Genomic DNA, 16983 nt, shown 5'->3' on the forward strand with positions numbered 1-16983 from the left:
GCGGAAGTGTCGGAACTGGCAGACGAGCAAGACTAAGGATCTTGTAAGCATTGCGCTTGTGTGGGTTCAAGTCCCATCTTCCGCATTCACAGTAAAAACTGTGAAAAAAGTTATTGACAAATTTGTTGATGACTGATATACTAAAATCTGTCGCGAGGGAGAAACAAAATAATCCCGAAGAAATGCGATATGCGGAAGTGTCGGAACTGGCAGACGAGCAAGACTAAGGATCTTGTAAGCATTGCGCTTGTGTGGGTTCAAGTCCCATCTTCCGCATTCTGATTTAGAACTCTTGATATCACAGAGATTGATGTGATGTTAAGAGTTTTTTGCATACTGACAAGATCTTTTTAATAAGTCTGAGAGTTTACGAAGAACACGCAACAGCTAAATTTCCGCATAGTGGATTGATCCGACTCATACTTGTACTGGCGTAACCTTTCAGAATATTTCTGTTAACCACGAAGTAAATTTGTTATCCCACTAAACTTCTGGAAGTTTAAGGGGGTGATTCCGTTGGCAGGTACTAGGCATATAGTTTGAATTATGCTATAATTTTACCATATCAGATTCGGAGGTGAACTGCATGGACATTTTACCAGTAGAGAGTTTCAGTAAAACATACCTGGAACATTCTATTGTGATTCACAACTTTGTCATAAAAGTCGGATCGCAGATAAAAGACAGTTTATGTCGTGTGTTTGGAGATACCGTTCAATATGAATGGCGTGAAAACGACTACAAGGTTATTGTTCCGGATGTGTCTATAATCTGTAATATGAGAGACAGAAAGAACATTTCATTTACAGGGATACCACGTTTTGTTATGGAAGTGTTATCGGATTCCACAGAAAAATATGACCGTGGAGAAAAAATGCAGATATATGCCAAGGCAGGGATAGGAGAATACTGGATCGTAGACTGGCGTAAAAAGCAAGTGGAAATTTATTTGTTTGACTTTGATGAAAATGACATGGTATATCCATATTTGTATAAAACAGTTACAAGAGAAAATGCAGAAGAACTGGGAATTGTTATGTTTCCGAACCTTCAGATTACTTTTGATGAGCTGTTTGATATACCGGAGTTCTAATTTAAAAGTGAAATCCAAAGTATAAAAAATAATCTTTAAAGAACAGGATGAGGCCTGTTCTTTTTGCATACTGACAAGATCTTTTTAATAAGTCTGAGAGTTTATATAGTCTTGCCTGTTTAATAAACCCGTGTCGGGAAAAATCCATATGCTTATTTTTTTGAAAAAAAGAGGAATTTGAAGCTTTGTGTAGAATATAATTAATAAGAGGTATTTTGTCATTCTGTGGAGGAATTGCCTATGAATATAAGAGAAAGCATGGAAAAAAGGGAACTGGAGCTTTTAAGTCCCCATGCTTCCTTCAGTGTCCGGTCCAGGGGGCGGGAGAGGGAGGAAGAGGAATGTGATGTGCGCACGGTATTTCAGCGGGACAGAGACAGGATTCTTCACAGCAAGGCTTTTCGCAGGCTGAAGGATAAGACTCAGGTTTTTCTGGCGCCTCAGGGAGATCATTACAGAAACCGTCTCACTCATACACTGGAGGTTTCTCAGATTGCCCGTACCATTGCCAAGGCTCTCAGACTGAATGAGGATCTGGTGGAGGCCATTGCGCTGGGCCATGATCTGGGACATACACCTTTTGGTCACGCCGGAGAAAAGGCTCTGAATGAGATCAGTCCGGGCGGCTTTGCCCACTATAAGCAGAGCGCACGGGTGGTGCAGGTTCTGGAGAAGGACGGCGAAGGGCTGAACCTGACCTGGGAGGTCATTGACGGCATCCTGAATCACCGTACCAGCGGAAATCCTTCTACTCTGGAAGGTCAGGTGGTAAGGTTTTCTGATAAGATCGCCTATCTGCATCATGACATGGACGACGCGCAGAGAGCAGGAATTATTACAGAGGATGATATCCCTGTAACCATGAGAATGCTTCTGGGTTATACCACAAGAGAGCGGCTGAATACCTTTGTACATGACATTATAGAAAACAGTATGGACAGAGACCGGATCCAGATGTCAGAGGAGATACAGGAAGCCTTTATGGATCTCAGGGAGCTGATGTTCCGGAGCGTTTATGATCACCGGGAGGCTAAGCGCGAGGAAAAAAAGGCGATCAATATGCTGAAGGAGCTGTATCGGTATTATATAGAGCATCCGGAGGCAATGTCCAGAGAGTACCGGGAGCTGCTTTTAAAAGGAGAGTCCACAGACAGAGCGGTCTGTGATTATCTCTCCGGAATGACAGACCAGTATTCTATGGCAAAGTTCCGGGAAATTTACATACCTCAGTCATGGGACAGCTATTAAATAACAGAGGAGGATGTCTATGCGCTATTCAGACGATATCATTGAAGAAGTACGAAGCAAAAATGATATTGTAGACGTAGTATCCCAATATGTAAGACTTACAAAAAAGGGAAATTCCTATTTTGGCCTGTGCCCTTTTCATAACGAAAAAACCCCCTCGTTTTCCGTAACGCCAGGCAAGCAGATGTATTACTGCTTTGGCTGCGGAGCAGGAGGAAATGTATTTAATTTTATTATGGAGTATGAGAATTATACCTTTGGAGAGGCGCTGAAGCATCTGGCAGACAGGGCGGGGGTGGAGCTTCCGAAGATCGAATACTCCAGAGAGGTGAGACAGAAGGCTCAGGAAAAAGCAGAGCTTCTGGAGATCAATAAACAGGCGGCGCAGTATTTTTATTATCAGCTTCGCACAGAAAAAGGTCAGACAGGCCTTGATTATCTGAAAAACCGGGGACTCAGCGAGGAGACTATGAGAAAGTTTGGACTGGGATATTCGGACCGGATAGGCGGAGGCCTGTACCGTTATCTGAAAGCCAAAGGCTATCCGGATGACCGGCTGAGAGAGTCTGGGCTTTTTAATGTGGACGAGCGGCACGGAATGTATGATAAATTCTGGAACCGGGTGATCTTTCCGATCATGGATGTAAATAACAGGGTCATTGGCTTTGGCGGACGTGTTATGGGAGATGCGAAGCCCAAATATCTCAACTCTCCGGAAACAAAGATTTTTGATAAAAGCAGGAATCTTTACGGACTGAACATTGCCCGGACCACAAGGAAAAAATATCTGATCCTCTGCGAGGGCTATATGGATGTGATCTCCATGCACCAGGCTGGCTTTACCAATGCGGTGGCATCTCTGGGAACAGCGCTTACTTCAGGACATGCAAGTCTTCTGAAGCGCTATACTCAGGAAGTGCTGCTTTTATATGACAGTGATGAAGCGGGAATCCGGGCGGCGCTCAGGGGAATTCCGATCCTTCGGGAGGCAGGAGTAAATTCCAGAGTTGTCAGTCTGAAGCCCTATAAGGACCCGGATGAATTTATCCGGAATATGGGACCGGAGGCTTTTGAACAGCGACTTGAAGAGGCAAGGGACAGCTTTCTGTTCCGGGTTGAGGTGGCGGAAAACGAATTTTCCATGAATGATCCTCAGGGTCAGAATCAGTTTTTTGAGCGGTGTGCACAGATGCTTCTGGAACTGAAGGATGAGCTGGAACGAAATCTTTACATCGACGCTGTCGTTAAAATATACAGAGGACGTTATGGAATCAGCAGTGAGGATCTGAGAAAGCGTGTGAATACACTGGCTTTAAAGGGGACTCCTGCAGAGCATCGGACTCAGCCGAAATCCGGTTCACCGGAAAAAAAGAAAAAGGAGTCGGCGTCAGACACTTCCCAGAAGCTTATGCTTACCTGGCTTGTCACTTATCCGAAGATATTTGACAAGGTAGCCCAATATCTGACTCCGGAGGATTTTGTTGTTCCCCTTTACCGGGAGGTGGCTCAGATGCTGTTTCAGCAGAGAGAAGAGGGCGAAATAAATCCTGCAAGACTTCTGAACAGCTTCCCGGACAGCGAGGAACAGAGAGAGGTGGCTTCTTTATTTAACGCCACGATTCATCTGGAAACGCAGCAGGAACAGGATCAGGCATTTGCGGACACGCTTCTCCGAATCAAGCAGGAAAGTCTTGCGGAAAAGAACAGAAACTGGGATCCGTCCGATCTTCAGGGTCTGCAGAAGCTTGTAAAAGCAAAAAAAGAACTGGAGGATCTTGGCAGAAAACGCCGGGAACTGCATATTTCTTTTGAATAAGGATAAAATATAAACACTATATGGAGGGATTAAGCACCTATGGAAATGAATATGGGTAAATTCAGTGAGAAACTGGTAGAACTTCTGGAGCTTGCCAAAAAGAAAAAAAATGTGCTGGAATATCAGGAGATCAATGACTTTTTTAAGGATCAGAATCTGGAAGTGGACCAGATGGAAAAGGTGTTTGACTTTCTTGAAGCAAGTGGGGTAGATGTGCTCCGCATTACAGGAAATGACGAGGAACTGATCCTGGATGATGACATGGACATTGACAAGCTGGACGACGAGGAAGAGGTGGAGCTTGACAAGATCGATCTTTCTGTTCCGGAAGGCGTCAGCATAGAGGATCCTGTCCGCATGTATCTGAAGGAGATCGGTAAGGTCAGTCTTCTGACTGCGGACGAGGAGATCGAGCTTGCGCAGCGAATGGAAAAAGGCGATGAAAACGCAAAGAAACGTCTTGCAGAAGCAAACCTTCGTCTTGTTGTCAGCATTGCAAAGCGCTATGTGGGAAGAGGAATGCTTTTCCTTGATCTTATTCAGGAAGGAAACCTGGGTCTTATCAAGGCGGTAGAAAAGTTTGATTACCGTAAAGGATATAAATTCAGTACTTATGCTACCTGGTGGATCCGCCAGGCTATCACAAGAGCCATTGCAGACCAGGCCAGAACCATTCGTATTCCGGTTCATATGGTAGAGACCATCAATAAGCTTATCCGCGTTTCCCGTCAGCTGCTTCAGGAGCTTGGACGCGAACCAAGTCCGGAGGAGATCGCAGAAGAAATGGATATGTCTGTGGACCGTGTACGCGAGATCCTGAAGATCTCCCAGGAGCCGGTTTCTCTGGAAACACCGATCGGTGAGGAAGAGGACAGCCATCTTGGCGACTTTATCCAGGATGATAATGTCCCGGTTCCGGCAGATGCTGCAGCCTTTACTCTTTTAAAGGAGCAGCTGATCGAAGTTCTTGGAACCCTGACAGAAAGAGAGCAGAAGGTTCTTCGTCTCAGATTCGGTCTTGATGACGGACGCGCCCGCACTCTGGAAGAGGTGGGAAAAGAATTTAATGTTACCAGAGAGCGTATCCGCCAGATTGAGGCAAAGGCGCTGCGCAAGCTCCGCCATCCAAGCCGCAGCCGCAAGCTGAAGGATTATCTGGATTAAGGAGCAGGACATGCAGTTATCATTGAGACTGTCTGCCATTGCAGAGATGGTGACAGAAGGAAACCGGCTGGTAGATGTGGGATGCGATCATGGATATCTGCCGGTATACCTGATACTTGAAAAAAAGATTCCCCGGGCGATCGCTGCAGATGTGGGGAAAGGACCTTTGTCCAGAGCCAGGGAGCACATTCATCAGTACGGACTGGATAACTACATAGAAACAAGACTTTCTGACGGTCTGAAGGAGATTGGCAAAGAAGAAGGGGACACTCTTGTGATTGCCGGAATGGGAGGCCCTCTGATGGAAAAAATCCTGACAGAGGGAGAGGAAACCCGAAAGGGCTTCCGGGAGCTGATCCTTCAGCCCCAGTCAGACATTCCTCATGTAAGGAAATTTCTTTTTGAAAACGGATACCATATTGTAAATGAAGAAATGGTTCTTGAAGAGGGAAAATTTTATCCGTTGATGAAGGCTGTTCCCGGAAAAGCAGACAGAGAGTGGACAGAAGAAGAGCTGGAATTCGGAAAGTTTCTTCTGGAAAAATGTCATTCGGTTCTGAGACAGTATCTGGAACGGGAACTCAGGATCCGAAAGGAGATCCTTGAGCGTCTGAAGGATGCTCCGGGAGCTTCGGCAGGACAGCGCAGACAGGAAGTAGAGGAGGAAAAGCGGAAGATCCTTACCGCTTTAAAACGATATGAAGGTTAGAGAACTGACAGACTGGCTGGAGGGAGAATATCCCGGAAACATGGCAGAAGACTGGGACAATGTAGGACTTCTGGTAGGAGATGACGGGCAGGAGGTACATCATGTGTTTCTTGCTCTGGATCTTACGGAGGCTGTGCTGGAGGAAGCTGTGAAAGCGCAGGCGGATATGATCATTACTCATCATCCAATGATTTTCCGTGGCATGAAAAAGATCAATAATCACGATTTTACAGGCAGAAAGGTGCTGTCACTGATCCGCCATAATATTTCGTATTTTGCCATGCACACCAATTATGATGTAATGGGAATGGCAGAACTCAGCGCGGATTATCTGAAACTGAAAGAACGTCAGGTTCTTTCTGTGACAGCAGAAACAGAGCAGGGGCCGCAGGGGTTCGGACGCGTGGGAAAGCTTCCTGAACCAATGAGCCTTAAAGAATGTGCTCTTTATGTAAAGGAGGCGCTGTCCCTGAATGACGTAAGGCTTTATGGTGAGCCGGAACAGATAGTAGAAACAGCTGCGGTATGTACGGGCAGCGGAAAAAGCATGATTCCGGATGCGCTGAAAAAGGGCGTCCAGGTCTATATTACAGGTGACATTGATCACCATACAGGCATTGACGCCACAGCGCAGGGGCTGGCAGTGATCGATGCCGGACATTACGGAACAGAATATATTTTTATGGAAGCAGTAAGCAGGAAGCTTTCATCACAATTTCCGGAGCTGAAGGTTTCATGCGCCCGTATAGTAAGCCCATATACTTTATTATAACCTAAAATTCACAGAGCCTGAAAGGCTGCAGAGAGCGAAGGACAGGAGGCGTGAGGCTTTATGGAACAGAATATGCGAAAGGTCGAAATCGGCGGGACAGTAAAAGAGTATCCACAGGGAACTGCGTATGGAGAGATTGTAAAAGACTTCCGGGAACTCTGGGATGCTCCGGTGATCCTTGTGACAGTCAACGGGAAGCTGGAAGAACTGCACAAGAAGCTGAAGAAGGACTGCAGGTTGGAGCTTGTGACAACAAAGGACAGTATTGGACATGAGACCTATAAAAGAAGTGTGTGCATGCTTCTTTTAAAAGCTATTTATGATGTTGCGGGCAAGGATGGCGCAGACAATGTGGTGATCCATTATTCGGTAGGCTCCGGATATTATTTTACCATAAAGCAAAGTTCAGCCCCTGATCAGGAGTTTCTGGACCGGGTAAAGGCCAGGATGCATGAGCTTGCAGAGGCAAACCTTCCCATCCAAAAGCGTTCTGTCAGTACCCATGAAGCGGTTGAGCTTTTCCATAAACACGGGATGTATGACAAAGAGCAGCTTTTTCGCTATCGGAGAGTATCCAGGGTAAACCTTTACAGTATTGGGAATTATGAGGATTACTTTTACGGATATATGGCAAGCCATACCGGTTATCTCAGATACTTTGATCTGAAGCCTTATGACGAAGGCTTTGTACTGGAACTTCCGGAAAGGAACAGACCGGATGAGATCCCGCCTTTTGCGCCTGAGGAAAAAATCTTTCAGGTTCAGAAAGAATCTCAGGAGTGGGTGGAAAAACTGGATATTTCCTGTGTGGGAGATCTGAATGACAGGATCACAGGCGAGGGGATCCAGAATATCCTTCTGGTTCAGGAGGCTCTTCAGGAGGCAAAGATTTCCGGGATCGCAGAAAGGATCGCAGAAGCCGGCAATAAAAAATTCGTAATGATCGCCGGTCCTTCTTCTTCAGGAAAAACAACGTTTTCTCACAGACTGAGTATTCAGCTGAGAGCCCATGGCATGCGGCCTCATCCCATTGCCGTGGATAATTATTTTGTGAACAGAGAGAACACCCCTCTGGATGAGTTTGGAGAAAAGAACTACGAATGTCTGGAAGCCATTGACGTAGAACAGTTTAATAAAGACATGCTGGCGCTTTTAAGCGGCGAGAGAGTGGAGCTTCCGGTATACAATTTCAAAACCGGCATGAGGGAATACAGAGGAGATTTTCTTCAGCTGGGGAAGGAAGACGTGCTTGTGATCGAGGGTATCCACGGGCTGAACGACAGATTAAGCTATGGGCTTCCGATGGAAAACAAGTTTAAAATCTACATCAGCGCTTTGACGCAGCTGAATATTGACGAGCATAACCGGATCCCTACCACAGACGGACGACTGATCCGCAGGATCGTCAGGGACGCCCGGACAAGAGGAATCTCCGCAAAGGAAACCATTGCCCGCTGGCCTTCTGTGCGCAGAGGTGAGGAGGCGAATATTTTTCCGTTCCAGGAACAGGCGGATGTAATGTTTAATTCAGCTCTGGTATATGAGCTGGCATGTCTGAAGCTTTATGCAGAACCTCTCCTGTTTGGAATTGATCAGAAGGAGCCGGAATATGTGGAGGCAAAACGTCTCCTGAAGTTCCTGGACTATTTTGTAGCAGTTCCAAGCGAGGCGGTTCCCCATAATTCCATTTTAAGAGAATTTGTAGGAGGAAGCTGTTTTGATGTATAGAAATCTTTCTTTACATCTTGAGTAAACCGTGTTAAAATAGCTTTTGCGCAAGCAGGCCAGGTGATCGCGGCTGTACAGACGAAAGGGTGCAGACGAGGAAAGTCCGGGCTTCACAGGGCAGGATGCCGGATAACGTCCGGTGGAGGTGACTCCCAGACCAGTGCAACAGAAATAAACCGCCTTCTCTATGAAGGTAAGGGTGGAAAGGCAGTGTAAGAGACTACCGCCGTTGTGGTAACAGAACGGGCACATGTAAACTCCATTTGAAGCAAGACCGAGAAGAAAGCGATACGGCTGCCCGTCGTGCTTTCAGGTGGGTCGCTTGAGCCGTCCGGTAACGGCCGGCCTAGACAGATGATCACTCAACGACATAACCCGGCTTATCGGTCTGCTTGTGCATATATTACGATAAAATAAAAATATGGATGGAAATAAAAAGAGACAGATGTTTGATCAGAGGCCTGCAGCAGGCTGATCTTCATCTGTCTCTTGTTTTGCCGTCTATAAATGGAATTTTATTTGTTGCGTTTTCCCCTGTATTTTTCTTCGCAGTACTGGCAGCGGTAAATCTCTTTTTCTTCGTCTGCCAGGAAGAATACATGATCCAGTCCCTGCTCAATGGAAGTAATACATCTGGGGTTTTTGCATTTGATCACATTGGTGATCTTTTTTGGAAGCTTCAGCTCTTTTTTGTCAACAATCTTTTCGTCCTTGATGATATTGACAGTGATATTGTGGTCAATAAAGCCAAGGATATCCAGATCCAGCTTTTCGATAGGACATTCAACTTTGATGATATCCTTAACACCCATTTTGTTGCTGCGGGCGTTTTTGATAATGGCAACTGTGCAGTCAAGCTTGTCCAGCTTCAGGTCATGATAGATCGTCATGGCTTTGCCTGCCTTGATATGGTCAAGAACATAGCCCTCGCGGAGTGCTCCTACGTTTAACATGTTACATCCACCTCCAGTAATGTGAGAATCAGGGCCATACGGACATAAACGCTGTACTGTGCCTGTTTAAAATAAGCGGCTCTCGGGTCGTCATCCACCTCAACAGCGATTTCGTTTACACGGGGAAGAGGATGCAGGATATACATATCCTCCTTTGCAAGCTCCATCTTTTGCCTGTCCAGTATGTAGAAGTCTTTCATGCGGACATAGTCCTCTTCATTGAAGAAACGTTCCTTCTGAACACGTGTCATGTAAAGAATGTCAAGTTTCGGAAGGGCATCCTCAAGTCTTTCTACCTCTTCAAATTCAATATTGTGTTTAGTCAGCACATCCTCGCGGATATAGCTTGGAACACGGAGCTCTTCCGGAGAGATCAGAACAAATTTTACGTTGTTGTAGCGTACAAGAGCCTCGATGAGAGAATGTACAGTACGTCCGAATTTCAGGTCTCCGCACAGACCGATGGTAAGGTTGTCCAGTCTTCCTTTCAGAGAACGGATAGTCAGAAGATCGGTAAGTGTCTGAGTGGGATGCTGATGACCTCCGTCTCCGGCATTGATCACAGGAATAGAAGAAGCCATGGAAGCTACCAGAGGAGCACCCTCCTTGGGATGACGCATGGCACAGATATCTGCATAGCAGGATGTGACACGGATGGTATCTGCAACACTTTCGCCTTTTGCAGCAGAGCTTGAGTCAGCAGAGGAAAATCCCAGTACCTTGCCGCCCAGATTCATCATGGCAGCTTCAAAGCTTAAACGGGTACGGGTACTTGGCTCGTAGAACAAAGTGGCAAGTTTTTTTCCGTCACAGACATGGGCATATTTTTCCGGGTTCTTTTCAATGTCGTTGGCCAGGGTAAGAAGCTTGTCAAGCTCTTCCACAGAAAAGTCCAACGGGCTCATTAAATGTCTCATTTGTTACCTCCCTAATTGGAATCAGATTCAGAACTGTTATATCTGAAATTATCATATTCAATGATATAATAGAAAAAGTGTTTTTTCAAGATGATTTTGAAAGTATTTTCTCAAAAAGAAGCCCGGTTACAAACCATACCGGCGCATAGTCCAGACGTATGACTCCTTTGTAGTGAAATGGAGTGCTGCTGTAGTCCCAGGGACAGATTCCAAGGGCTTTCAGAATGCTGCCGCTGAAGAATTCTGTAATAAATATTCCCACTGTATAAAGGCAGCCCCGGACGGCTGTGGGAATGGATGATAATCTCCGGTAAAGAGGCGCGATCACTGCAGCGCAGCCGTAAATGGGAAACATCAGAAGAGAGGTCTGGCCCATCATGGTGGGATGTCCGTCAAGAAGAGAGTGAAGACCTGTCCAGAATACCTCCAGGCACCAGCCTAAAGAGCCGCAGAGCACAAAATTTCGTTTCATATACAGGGATCCTTTCCTGGTAATTTTTACATAAATTTAACTTTCTTATAGTATGCCCCGTCTTGAAAAAACAATACGCAGATGCTACACTTACTGTAAAAGTTCCGGGAACAGAAGCGGGACATTGCTGTTCGCCAGGGATACTGCCCTGTGGACGGCAGCAGTTTTATCAGGGAGGAATACAGATGACAGATTTGCAGGAATGCAGAAGACAGATAGATGAGATAGACAGTGAGATCCTCAGACTTTTTGAAAAAAGAATGAAGGTCAGTGAAGATGTGGCAAACTATAAAATCCGTACCGGAAAAACGGTATTTGACGCAGTAAGGGAAAGAGAAAAACTGAAATCACTGGGAGAGCAGGCCCATGGAGAGTTTAATGCTTTGGGAATCCAGGAAGTTTTCCAGCAGATCATGGCCATCAGCCGCAAACGTCAGTATCAGCTTCTCACTTCAAACGGAAAAGAGGAGAACAGAGATTATGAAATGGTAGACACCCTGCCTCTCAGAAATGTTACGGTTGTTTTCCAGGGAGTGGAGGGCGCATACAGCTATGCAGCCATGAGAGCGTATTTTCCGGAGGAGATTAAAAGCTATCATGCGGAAACCTTCCGCAACGCAATGGAAGAGGTTGTGTCAGGAAGGGCGGATTATGCGGTTCTTCCTATTGAGAACTCCACTCAGGGCATTGTGACAGATATTTATGATCTTCTTACAGAATACCAGCTTCATATTGTAGGAGAGCAGGTGATACGGGTGGATCATGTTCTTCTTGGGCTTCCGGGAAGCTCCCTGGAGGATATCAGAACAGTATATTCTCATCCTCAGGCTCTTGCCCAGTGCAGACGTTTTCTGGAAGAGAATCCCGGATGGAAAACAGTAAAAACGGAAAACACAGCAGCCTCGGCAAAAAAAGTCAGTGAAAAGCGGGATCCGTCCTGTGCAGCCATTGCAAGCAGAGAAGCAGGGCAGCTGTTCGGGCTTCAACTCCTTGCAGAAAATATCTGCCATAATGAGCAGAACGTCACAAGATTTATCATTGTCAGCAACAGAGCAGTCTATGAAAAAAAATCCCAGAAGGTCAGTGTCTGCTTTGAGCTTCCCCATGAGAGACGGACTCTTTATAATATGCTTTCCCATATTATATATAACGGACTGAATATGTCAAAGATCGAGTCCAGACCTATTCCGGGAAAAACCTGGGAATATCGTTTCTTTGTGGACTTCCAGGGAAATCTGGAGGATCCGGCAGTAAAAAACGCTATCCGGGGACTTGAGGCGGAAGCCAATCGGGTAAGAGTTCTGGGAAATTATGGATTACAGGAGGAAGTCTGAATGTCAGAAATACAGGAATGTGTTCTGTACAGAGATATGGAACACGGTGAGATTTTACTGGAAATGGCAAAACTGATGGATGCGCTGTCTGATGACAGGAAAGATCCGGACAGTCTGAAGCCTGTATTTTTCCGGTGTGTAGGAGAACTGGTGGAGATGGCGGGAGCTTACGGCTTTTCGGGAAATCTCTGGCATGATTATCTGACGCTTCTTTTGGTAAATCACGAAAATGCATTCAGTACAGCCTGTGAGATCAGGGGAGCTGTGGGAGGAAGCATTCAGGAGCTTGCCCTTCATGATTTTGAGATATTCAGGAACCTGTATGCCTTTGACCTTACCGCTTTTGACAGACTGTTTCATACATCGTGCTGCAGGATCATCTGCAGCTATCAGGCGGCAGAGAACACCGGGAAAATGTTTAACAGGCGCGTCAGAGACCGGATCTGTGATATGAGCAGAACCCTGGCGCAGACAGAAAACAGTACAGAATTTATGGAGGATATGGTCCGGTTCTATAAGGATTTCGGAGTTGGCAAGCTGGGACTTCACAAAGCCTTCCGGATCGAGCATGACGAAAAAGGAAATGTGGTGATCGCCCCCATAAAAAGAATTGCCCATGTAGCGCTGGATGATCTGGTAGGCTATGAAATTCCCAAACAGAAGCTGATCGAGAATACAGAGGCTTTTGTAAGAGGAAGAAAAGCAAATAACTGTCTCCTGTTCGGAGATGCGGGAACCGGAAAGTCTTCCAGCATAAAAGGGATTCTGAACCGGTATTATGACGAGGGGTTAAGGATCATCGAGGTTTACAAGCATCAGTTTAAGGATCTGAATCAGGTAATCTCTCAGGTCAAGGACAGAAACTACAAATTTATCATTTATATGGACGATCTTTCGTTTGAGGAATTTGAGATTGAATATAAATATCTGAAGGCAGTGATCGAAGGCGGACTGGAGCGGAAGCCGGATAATATTCTGATCTATGCAACAAGCAACCGGCGGCATCTGGTACGGGAACGCTCCGGAGACAAGCTGGAGTTAAATGATGAGGATGATCTTCATTCTTCCGATACCGTTCAGGAGAAGCTGTCCCTTGTATATCGTTTTGGGGTTCGCATTTATTTTGGGGCTCCGGGTAGAAAGGAATTTCAGAATATTGTAAAAGTGCTGGCAGAGAGAAATGGAATTAAAATGCCGGAGGAAAAACTGCTTCTTGAGGCAGGGCAGTGGGAGCTTTCCCACGGAGGACTGACAGGCCGCACAGCCCAGCAGTTTATTGACCATCTTTTGGGAAAGGAGAGTGAATCATGACAGTAACAACCTTTGCAGCAATTGATATCGGATCCTATGAGGTCTGTATGAAGATTTTTGAGCTTTCCAGAAAAAACGGATTTCGCGAGCTGAACCATGTAAGATATCGTCTGGAAATCGGAAAAGGCGCATATTCTTCCGGGCGTCTGGAACAGGGAATGGTGGACGCTATCTGCGAAAGGCTGAAAGATTTCCGGAATATGATGCTGGAGTTTGGCGTAACGGAATATCGCGCCTGTTCCACAAGTGCTTTTCGCGAAATGGTAAATCCTGTGATCATTCTGGAACAGATCTATCAGAGAACCGGAATCCGGGTGGAGATATTAAGCAATGCGGAGCAGCATTTTCTGGGGTACAAATCCATTGCGGCCATTGAATCAGGCTTTAAAAAGATCATACAAAAGGGAACCGCAATCCTTGACGTAGGAGGCGGCGGTCTTCAGGTTTCTCTTTTTGACAAAGATACGCTTGTGACTACTCAGAGCCTTAAAATGGGAAGTATGCGTATCAGGGAACGTCTGAAAGAGCTGGAAAAAGCTGGAAAAAGCCAATACTCATTATGACCAGCTGATCCGGGAGTTTATCCGGAACGATCTGACGGCCTTTCAGCGGCTTTATCTGAAGGACAGAGACATCAAAAATGTGATTCTGATGGGAGATTTTCTTACGGATACGATTTTCCGGGAAGAAATTTATGACCATATTATCACAATGTCAGAATTTACCGCACGTTATGAGGATACTGTTTATAAGACGGATCAGATGCTTGCAGCAGAAATGGATATTGATCCGGAATATGCTTCCCTTGTTGTGCCTACCATGGTTATCTGCAAAAGCTTTCTGGATGTATTTCAGGCAGAGGCTGTTTGGGTTCCCGGTGTGTCGCTTCTGGACGGTATTGCGTATGATTTCTGCGAAAAGAAAAAATATATAAAAAGTGCCCATAATTTTGAAAATGACATTCTGGTCGCTTCCAGAAATATTGCCAAAAGATATTCCAGCAGTAAAAATCATATTCAGGGGACAACGAAGCTGGCTCTGACTATTTTTGACAGCATGAAAAAAGTCCACGGAATGGGAGCAAGAGAACGGCTTCTTCTTCAGATCGCTGTCCAGCTTCATGACTGCGGAAAATACATAAGTATGGCAGATGTGGCAGAATGCTCTTACCGCATTATCATGGCAACAGAGATCATAGGTCTTTCCACAGAGGAACGTCAGGTGATCGCAAGCGCAGTCCGGTATAATACAACGGAATTTGTGTATTACGAAAACTTTGACGACGGAGCGGGAATGGACAGAAACCGTTATCTTCTGGTTGCAAAACTCACGGCCATTCTCCGGCTTGCCAACGCCATGGACAGAAGCCACTATCAGAAGGTAGAAGGTCTCAGAGCAGTGCTGAAGGACCGGGAACTTCATCTGATCATTGATTCCAGCCGCGATATTTCTCTGGAGCTGGGACTTTTAAAAGACAAGGTGGAATTTTTTGAAGAAGTATTTGGCATTCACCTGATCCTTAGAAGAAAGAGAAGAGTATAAAAGGAGCGGGAAATCTGATACAGAATCCAGGGAGGATATTGCAGAATGGATACAAAAAAATTTGAAAAACCGGAATATTATGTGAACAGAGAATTAAGCTGGCTGAAATTTAATGAAAGGGTGCTCAGCGAGGCAAGGGATAAGTCTCTTCCGCTTTTTGAAAGGCTGAAATTTCTGAGCATCACTTCTTCAAACCTTGACGAATTTTTTATGGTCCGGGTGGCATCCTTAAAGGATCAGGTTCATGCAGGGTATGAAAAAACAGATATTTCAGGTCTGACCCCGAAAGAGCAGCTTCGGGAGATCAGTGAGCAGACTCATGAGTTGGTACGTGTCCAGTACAGTACCTTTACACGTTCGGTCATGCCTGCGCTTGAAAAGGCAGGACTTCACCTGATCCTTGCCCATGAGGAGCTGACAGAAAAGCAGAAAGAATTTGCAGACCGTTATTTTGAGGACAATGTGTATCCGGTGCTTACTCCGATGGCAATGGATTCATCCAGGCCGTTTCCTCTGATCCGGAACAAAACGCTGAATATCGGAGCGCTGATCTCCAAGAAGGACAAAAAGAAAGGGAAAGAGGTTCTGGAATTTGCTACAGTTCAGGTTCCCTCTGTACTGCCAAGAGTGATCGAGATCCCTTCCGGTAAACAGGGAGTCAGAACTGTGATCCTTCTGGAAGAGATTATTGAGAGAAATATCGGCAAGCTGTTTCTCAGCAATGATGTGGTATGCGCCCATCCTTACCGGATCATGAGAAACGCAGATCTTTCTATTGATGAGGACGAGGCGGAGGATCTTCTGGTGGAAATCCAGAAACAGCTGAAGAAACGTCAGTGGGGAGAGGTTATCCGTCTGGAAGCAGAAGAAAAAATGGATAAGCGTCTTCTTAAGATCCTGAAAACAGAGTTTGATATCAGAAACGAGGATATTTTCAGCATAGCGGGACCGCTGGATCTTACTGTGCTTATGAAGGTCTATGGGCTGGAAGGCTTTGAAAAATATAAATCCGGCAAGTATGTACCTGCACCGGTTCCTCAGTTCCAGACCGACAAAAATATTTTTGAAGTGATCCGTGAAGGCGATGTTTTCCTGCATCATCCTTACATGAGCTTTGATCCGGTGGTGAACTTTGTACGGCAGGCTGCAAAAGATCCGGGAGTCCTTGCCATCAAGCAGACGCTTTATCGTGTCAGCGGAAATTCTCCTATCATTGCGGCTCTGGCGCAGGCGGCGGAAAACGGCAAGCAGGTTACTGTTCTGGTGGAGCTGAAGGCCCGGTTTGATGAGGAAAATAATATTGTATGGGCAAAAATGCTGGAAAAGGCCGGCTGTCACGTAATCTATGGCCTGGTAGGTCTGAAAACTCACAGTAAAATCACCCTTGTAGTAAGAAGAGAGGAGACAGGAATCCGCCGTTATGTTCATCTTGCGACTGGAAACTACAACGATTCTACTGCGAAGCTTTATACAGACTGTGGGATTTTTACCTGCGACGAGCGCTACGGAGAGGATGCTACGGCAGTATTTAACATGCTGTCAGGTTATTCTGAGCCTAAACGCTGGAATCGGCTGATCGTTGCTCCGATCTGGATGAAAACACGATTCCTGGAAATGATCGAACGGGAGGCAGAAAATGCCAGAAAAGGAATTCCCGGCCATATTATGGCAAAAATGAATTCTCTCTGCGATCCTGTGATCATGCAGGCGCTTTATTATGCATCCTCCTGCGGAGTTAAGGTGGAGCTGGTGATCCGTGGGATCTGCTGTCTGAAGACCGGTATTCCGGGAGTCAGCGAAAATATCCATGTGCGTTCTATTGTAGGCGATTTCCTGGAACACAGCCGTATCTTTTATTTTTATAATGGCGGAATTGAAGAGTTTTATATGGGAAGCGCAGACTGGATGCCGAGAAATCTGGACC

15 protein-coding genes, 2 tRNA genes and 1 other RNA gene are annotated in these 16983 nt (G+C 45.8%); 15 read left to right on the forward strand and 3 right to left on the reverse strand.

Annotation, left to right across the window (positions count from 1 at the left end):
• From QVP40_RS12050 to rnpB, 10 genes are all read left to right on the forward strand, one after another.
• Positions 1-85: transfer RNA gene (locus tag QVP40_RS12050), tRNA-Leu, on the forward strand.
• Positions 86-191: 106 nt separating this feature from the next.
• A tRNA-Leu gene (locus QVP40_RS12055) sits at positions 192-276 on the forward strand.
• A 310-nt stretch (positions 277-586) separates the two neighbouring features.
• Positions 587-1093, forward strand: a complete 507-nt coding sequence (locus QVP40_RS12060) for a Uma2 family endonuclease (protein WP_022068644.1) — start codon at positions 587-589, stop codon at positions 1091-1093.
• 240 nt (positions 1094-1333) lie between these two features.
• Positions 1334-2341, forward strand: coding sequence for a deoxyguanosinetriphosphate triphosphohydrolase (locus QVP40_RS12065; RefSeq protein WP_022068645.1), 1008 nt, complete (start codon positions 1334-1336; stop codon positions 2339-2341).
• Positions 2342-2360: 19 nt separating this feature from the next.
• Positions 2361-4157: a DNA primase gene (dnaG, locus tag QVP40_RS12070; RefSeq protein ID WP_022068646.1), complete on the forward strand. Its 1797-nt coding sequence runs from the start codon at positions 2361-2363 to the stop codon at positions 4155-4157.
• 39 nt (positions 4158-4196) lie between these two features.
• Positions 4197-5321: an RNA polymerase sigma factor RpoD gene (rpoD, locus tag QVP40_RS12075; protein ID WP_022068647.1), complete on the forward strand. Its 1125-nt coding sequence runs from the start codon at positions 4197-4199 to the stop codon at positions 5319-5321.
• 10 nt (positions 5322-5331) lie between these two features.
• Positions 5332-6030, forward strand: a complete 699-nt coding sequence (locus tag QVP40_RS12080) for a tRNA (adenine(22)-N(1))-methyltransferase (protein ID WP_022068648.1) — start codon at positions 5332-5334, stop codon at positions 6028-6030.
• Positions 6020-6802, forward strand: a complete 783-nt coding sequence (locus tag QVP40_RS12085; protein ID WP_022068649.1) for a Nif3-like dinuclear metal center hexameric protein — start codon at positions 6020-6022, stop codon at positions 6800-6802. Before QVP40_RS12080 ends, QVP40_RS12085 begins: the two co-directional genes overlap by 11 nt.
• Before the next feature lie 60 nt (positions 6803-6862).
• On the forward strand, positions 6863-8530 hold the full coding sequence (locus QVP40_RS12090) for a nucleoside kinase (RefSeq protein WP_022068650.1): 1668 nt from the start codon (positions 6863-6865) through the stop codon (positions 8528-8530).
• Between the two features lie 48 nt (positions 8531-8578).
• Positions 8579-8929: RNase P RNA component class A (gene rnpB / locus QVP40_RS12095), an RNA gene on the forward strand.
• A gap of 116 nt (positions 8930-9045) precedes the next feature.
• Here rnpB and QVP40_RS12100 read toward each other — a convergent pair.
• The 3 genes from QVP40_RS12100 to QVP40_RS12110 form a co-directional block, all read right to left on the reverse strand.
• Positions 9046-9483: an aspartate carbamoyltransferase regulatory subunit gene (locus tag QVP40_RS12100; protein WP_022068651.1), complete on the reverse strand. Its 438-nt coding sequence runs from the start codon at positions 9481-9483 to the stop codon at positions 9046-9048.
• Positions 9477-10400 carry an aspartate carbamoyltransferase gene (gene pyrB, locus QVP40_RS12105; RefSeq protein ID WP_022068652.1) on the reverse strand — a complete coding sequence of 308 codons (924 nt, stop codon included), beginning with the start codon at positions 10398-10400 and terminating at the stop codon, positions 9477-9479. Before pyrB ends, QVP40_RS12100 begins: the two co-directional genes overlap by 7 nt.
• An 85-nt stretch (positions 10401-10485) precedes the next feature.
• Positions 10486-10872 (reverse strand): putative ABC transporter permease, encoded by a 387-nt coding sequence (locus QVP40_RS12110; RefSeq protein WP_022068653.1) that lies wholly within the window; start codon positions 10870-10872, stop codon positions 10486-10488.
• 185 nt (positions 10873-11057) lie between these two features.
• On the opposite strand from QVP40_RS12110, the gene pheA reads away from it, so the two are divergent.
• From pheA to QVP40_RS12135, 5 genes are all read left to right on the forward strand, one after another.
• The gene (gene pheA, locus QVP40_RS12115; protein WP_022068654.1) at positions 11058-12206 is read left to right on the forward strand and encodes a prephenate dehydratase; all 1149 of its coding nucleotides are present in this window, start codon (positions 11058-11060) and stop codon (positions 12204-12206) included.
• Complete coding sequence (locus QVP40_RS12120; protein WP_022068655.1) at positions 12207-13517, forward strand: ATP-binding protein; 1311 nt, start codon at positions 12207-12209, stop codon at positions 13515-13517. It abuts the gene before it with no gap.
• Positions 13514-14080: a Ppx/GppA phosphatase family protein gene (locus QVP40_RS12125; RefSeq protein WP_022068656.1), complete on the forward strand. Its 567-nt coding sequence runs from the start codon at positions 13514-13516 to the stop codon at positions 14078-14080. Before QVP40_RS12120 ends, QVP40_RS12125 begins: the two co-directional genes overlap by 4 nt.
• A gap of 88 nt (positions 14081-14168) precedes the next feature.
• Positions 14169-15059, forward strand: coding sequence for an HD domain-containing protein (locus tag QVP40_RS12130; protein WP_022068657.1), 891 nt, complete (start codon positions 14169-14171; stop codon positions 15057-15059).
• A 45-nt stretch (positions 15060-15104) separates the two neighbouring features.
• Positions 15105-16983, forward strand: a 1879-nt coding sequence (locus QVP40_RS12135; protein ID WP_288200550.1) for an RNA degradosome polyphosphate kinase, incomplete at its 3' end; no start/stop codon positions are given.

The organism is Blautia sp. CAG:257 (assembly GCF_000433815.1).
GTDB lineage: Bacteria > Bacillota > Clostridia > Lachnospirales > Lachnospiraceae > Blautia_A > Blautia_A caecimuris.

Bases quoted from the DNA above. Each gene is read 5' to 3' on its own strand.
- pheA (WP_022068654.1), top strand. From the start codon at position 11,058: ATGACAGATTTGCAGGAATGCAGAAGACAGATAGATGAGATAGACAGT.
- QVP40_RS12060 (WP_022068644.1), top strand. From the start codon at position 587: ATGGACATTTTACCAGTAGAGAGTTTCAGTAAAACATACCTGGAACAT.
- pyrB (WP_022068652.1), bottom strand. From the start codon at position 10,400: ATGAGACATTTAATGAGCCCGTTGGACTTTTCTGTGGAAGAGCTTGAC.
- QVP40_RS12100 (WP_022068651.1), bottom strand. From the start codon at position 9,483: ATGTTAAACGTAGGAGCACTCCGCGAGGGCTATGTTCTTGACCATATC.
- QVP40_RS12125 (WP_022068656.1), top strand. From the start codon at position 13,514: ATGACAGTAACAACCTTTGCAGCAATTGATATCGGATCCTATGAGGTC.
- QVP40_RS12085 (WP_022068649.1), top strand. From the start codon at position 6,020: ATGAAGGTTAGAGAACTGACAGACTGGCTGGAGGGAGAATATCCCGGA.
- rpoD (WP_022068647.1), top strand. From the start codon at position 4,197: ATGGAAATGAATATGGGTAAATTCAGTGAGAAACTGGTAGAACTTCTG.
- QVP40_RS12090 (WP_022068650.1), top strand. From the start codon at position 6,863: ATGGAACAGAATATGCGAAAGGTCGAAATCGGCGGGACAGTAAAAGAG.
- QVP40_RS12065 (WP_022068645.1), top strand. From the start codon at position 1,334: ATGAATATAAGAGAAAGCATGGAAAAAAGGGAACTGGAGCTTTTAAGT.
- QVP40_RS12110 (WP_022068653.1), bottom strand. From the start codon at position 10,872: ATGAAACGAAATTTTGTGCTCTGCGGCTCTTTAGGCTGGTGCCTGGAG.
- QVP40_RS12120 (WP_022068655.1), top strand. From the start codon at position 12,207: ATGTCAGAAATACAGGAATGTGTTCTGTACAGAGATATGGAACACGGT.
- QVP40_RS12080 (WP_022068648.1), top strand. From the start codon at position 5,332: ATGCAGTTATCATTGAGACTGTCTGCCATTGCAGAGATGGTGACAGAA.
- QVP40_RS12130 (WP_022068657.1), top strand. From the start codon at position 14,169: ATGGGAGATTTTCTTACGGATACGATTTTCCGGGAAGAAATTTATGAC.
- dnaG (WP_022068646.1), top strand. From the start codon at position 2,361: ATGCGCTATTCAGACGATATCATTGAAGAAGTACGAAGCAAAAATGAT.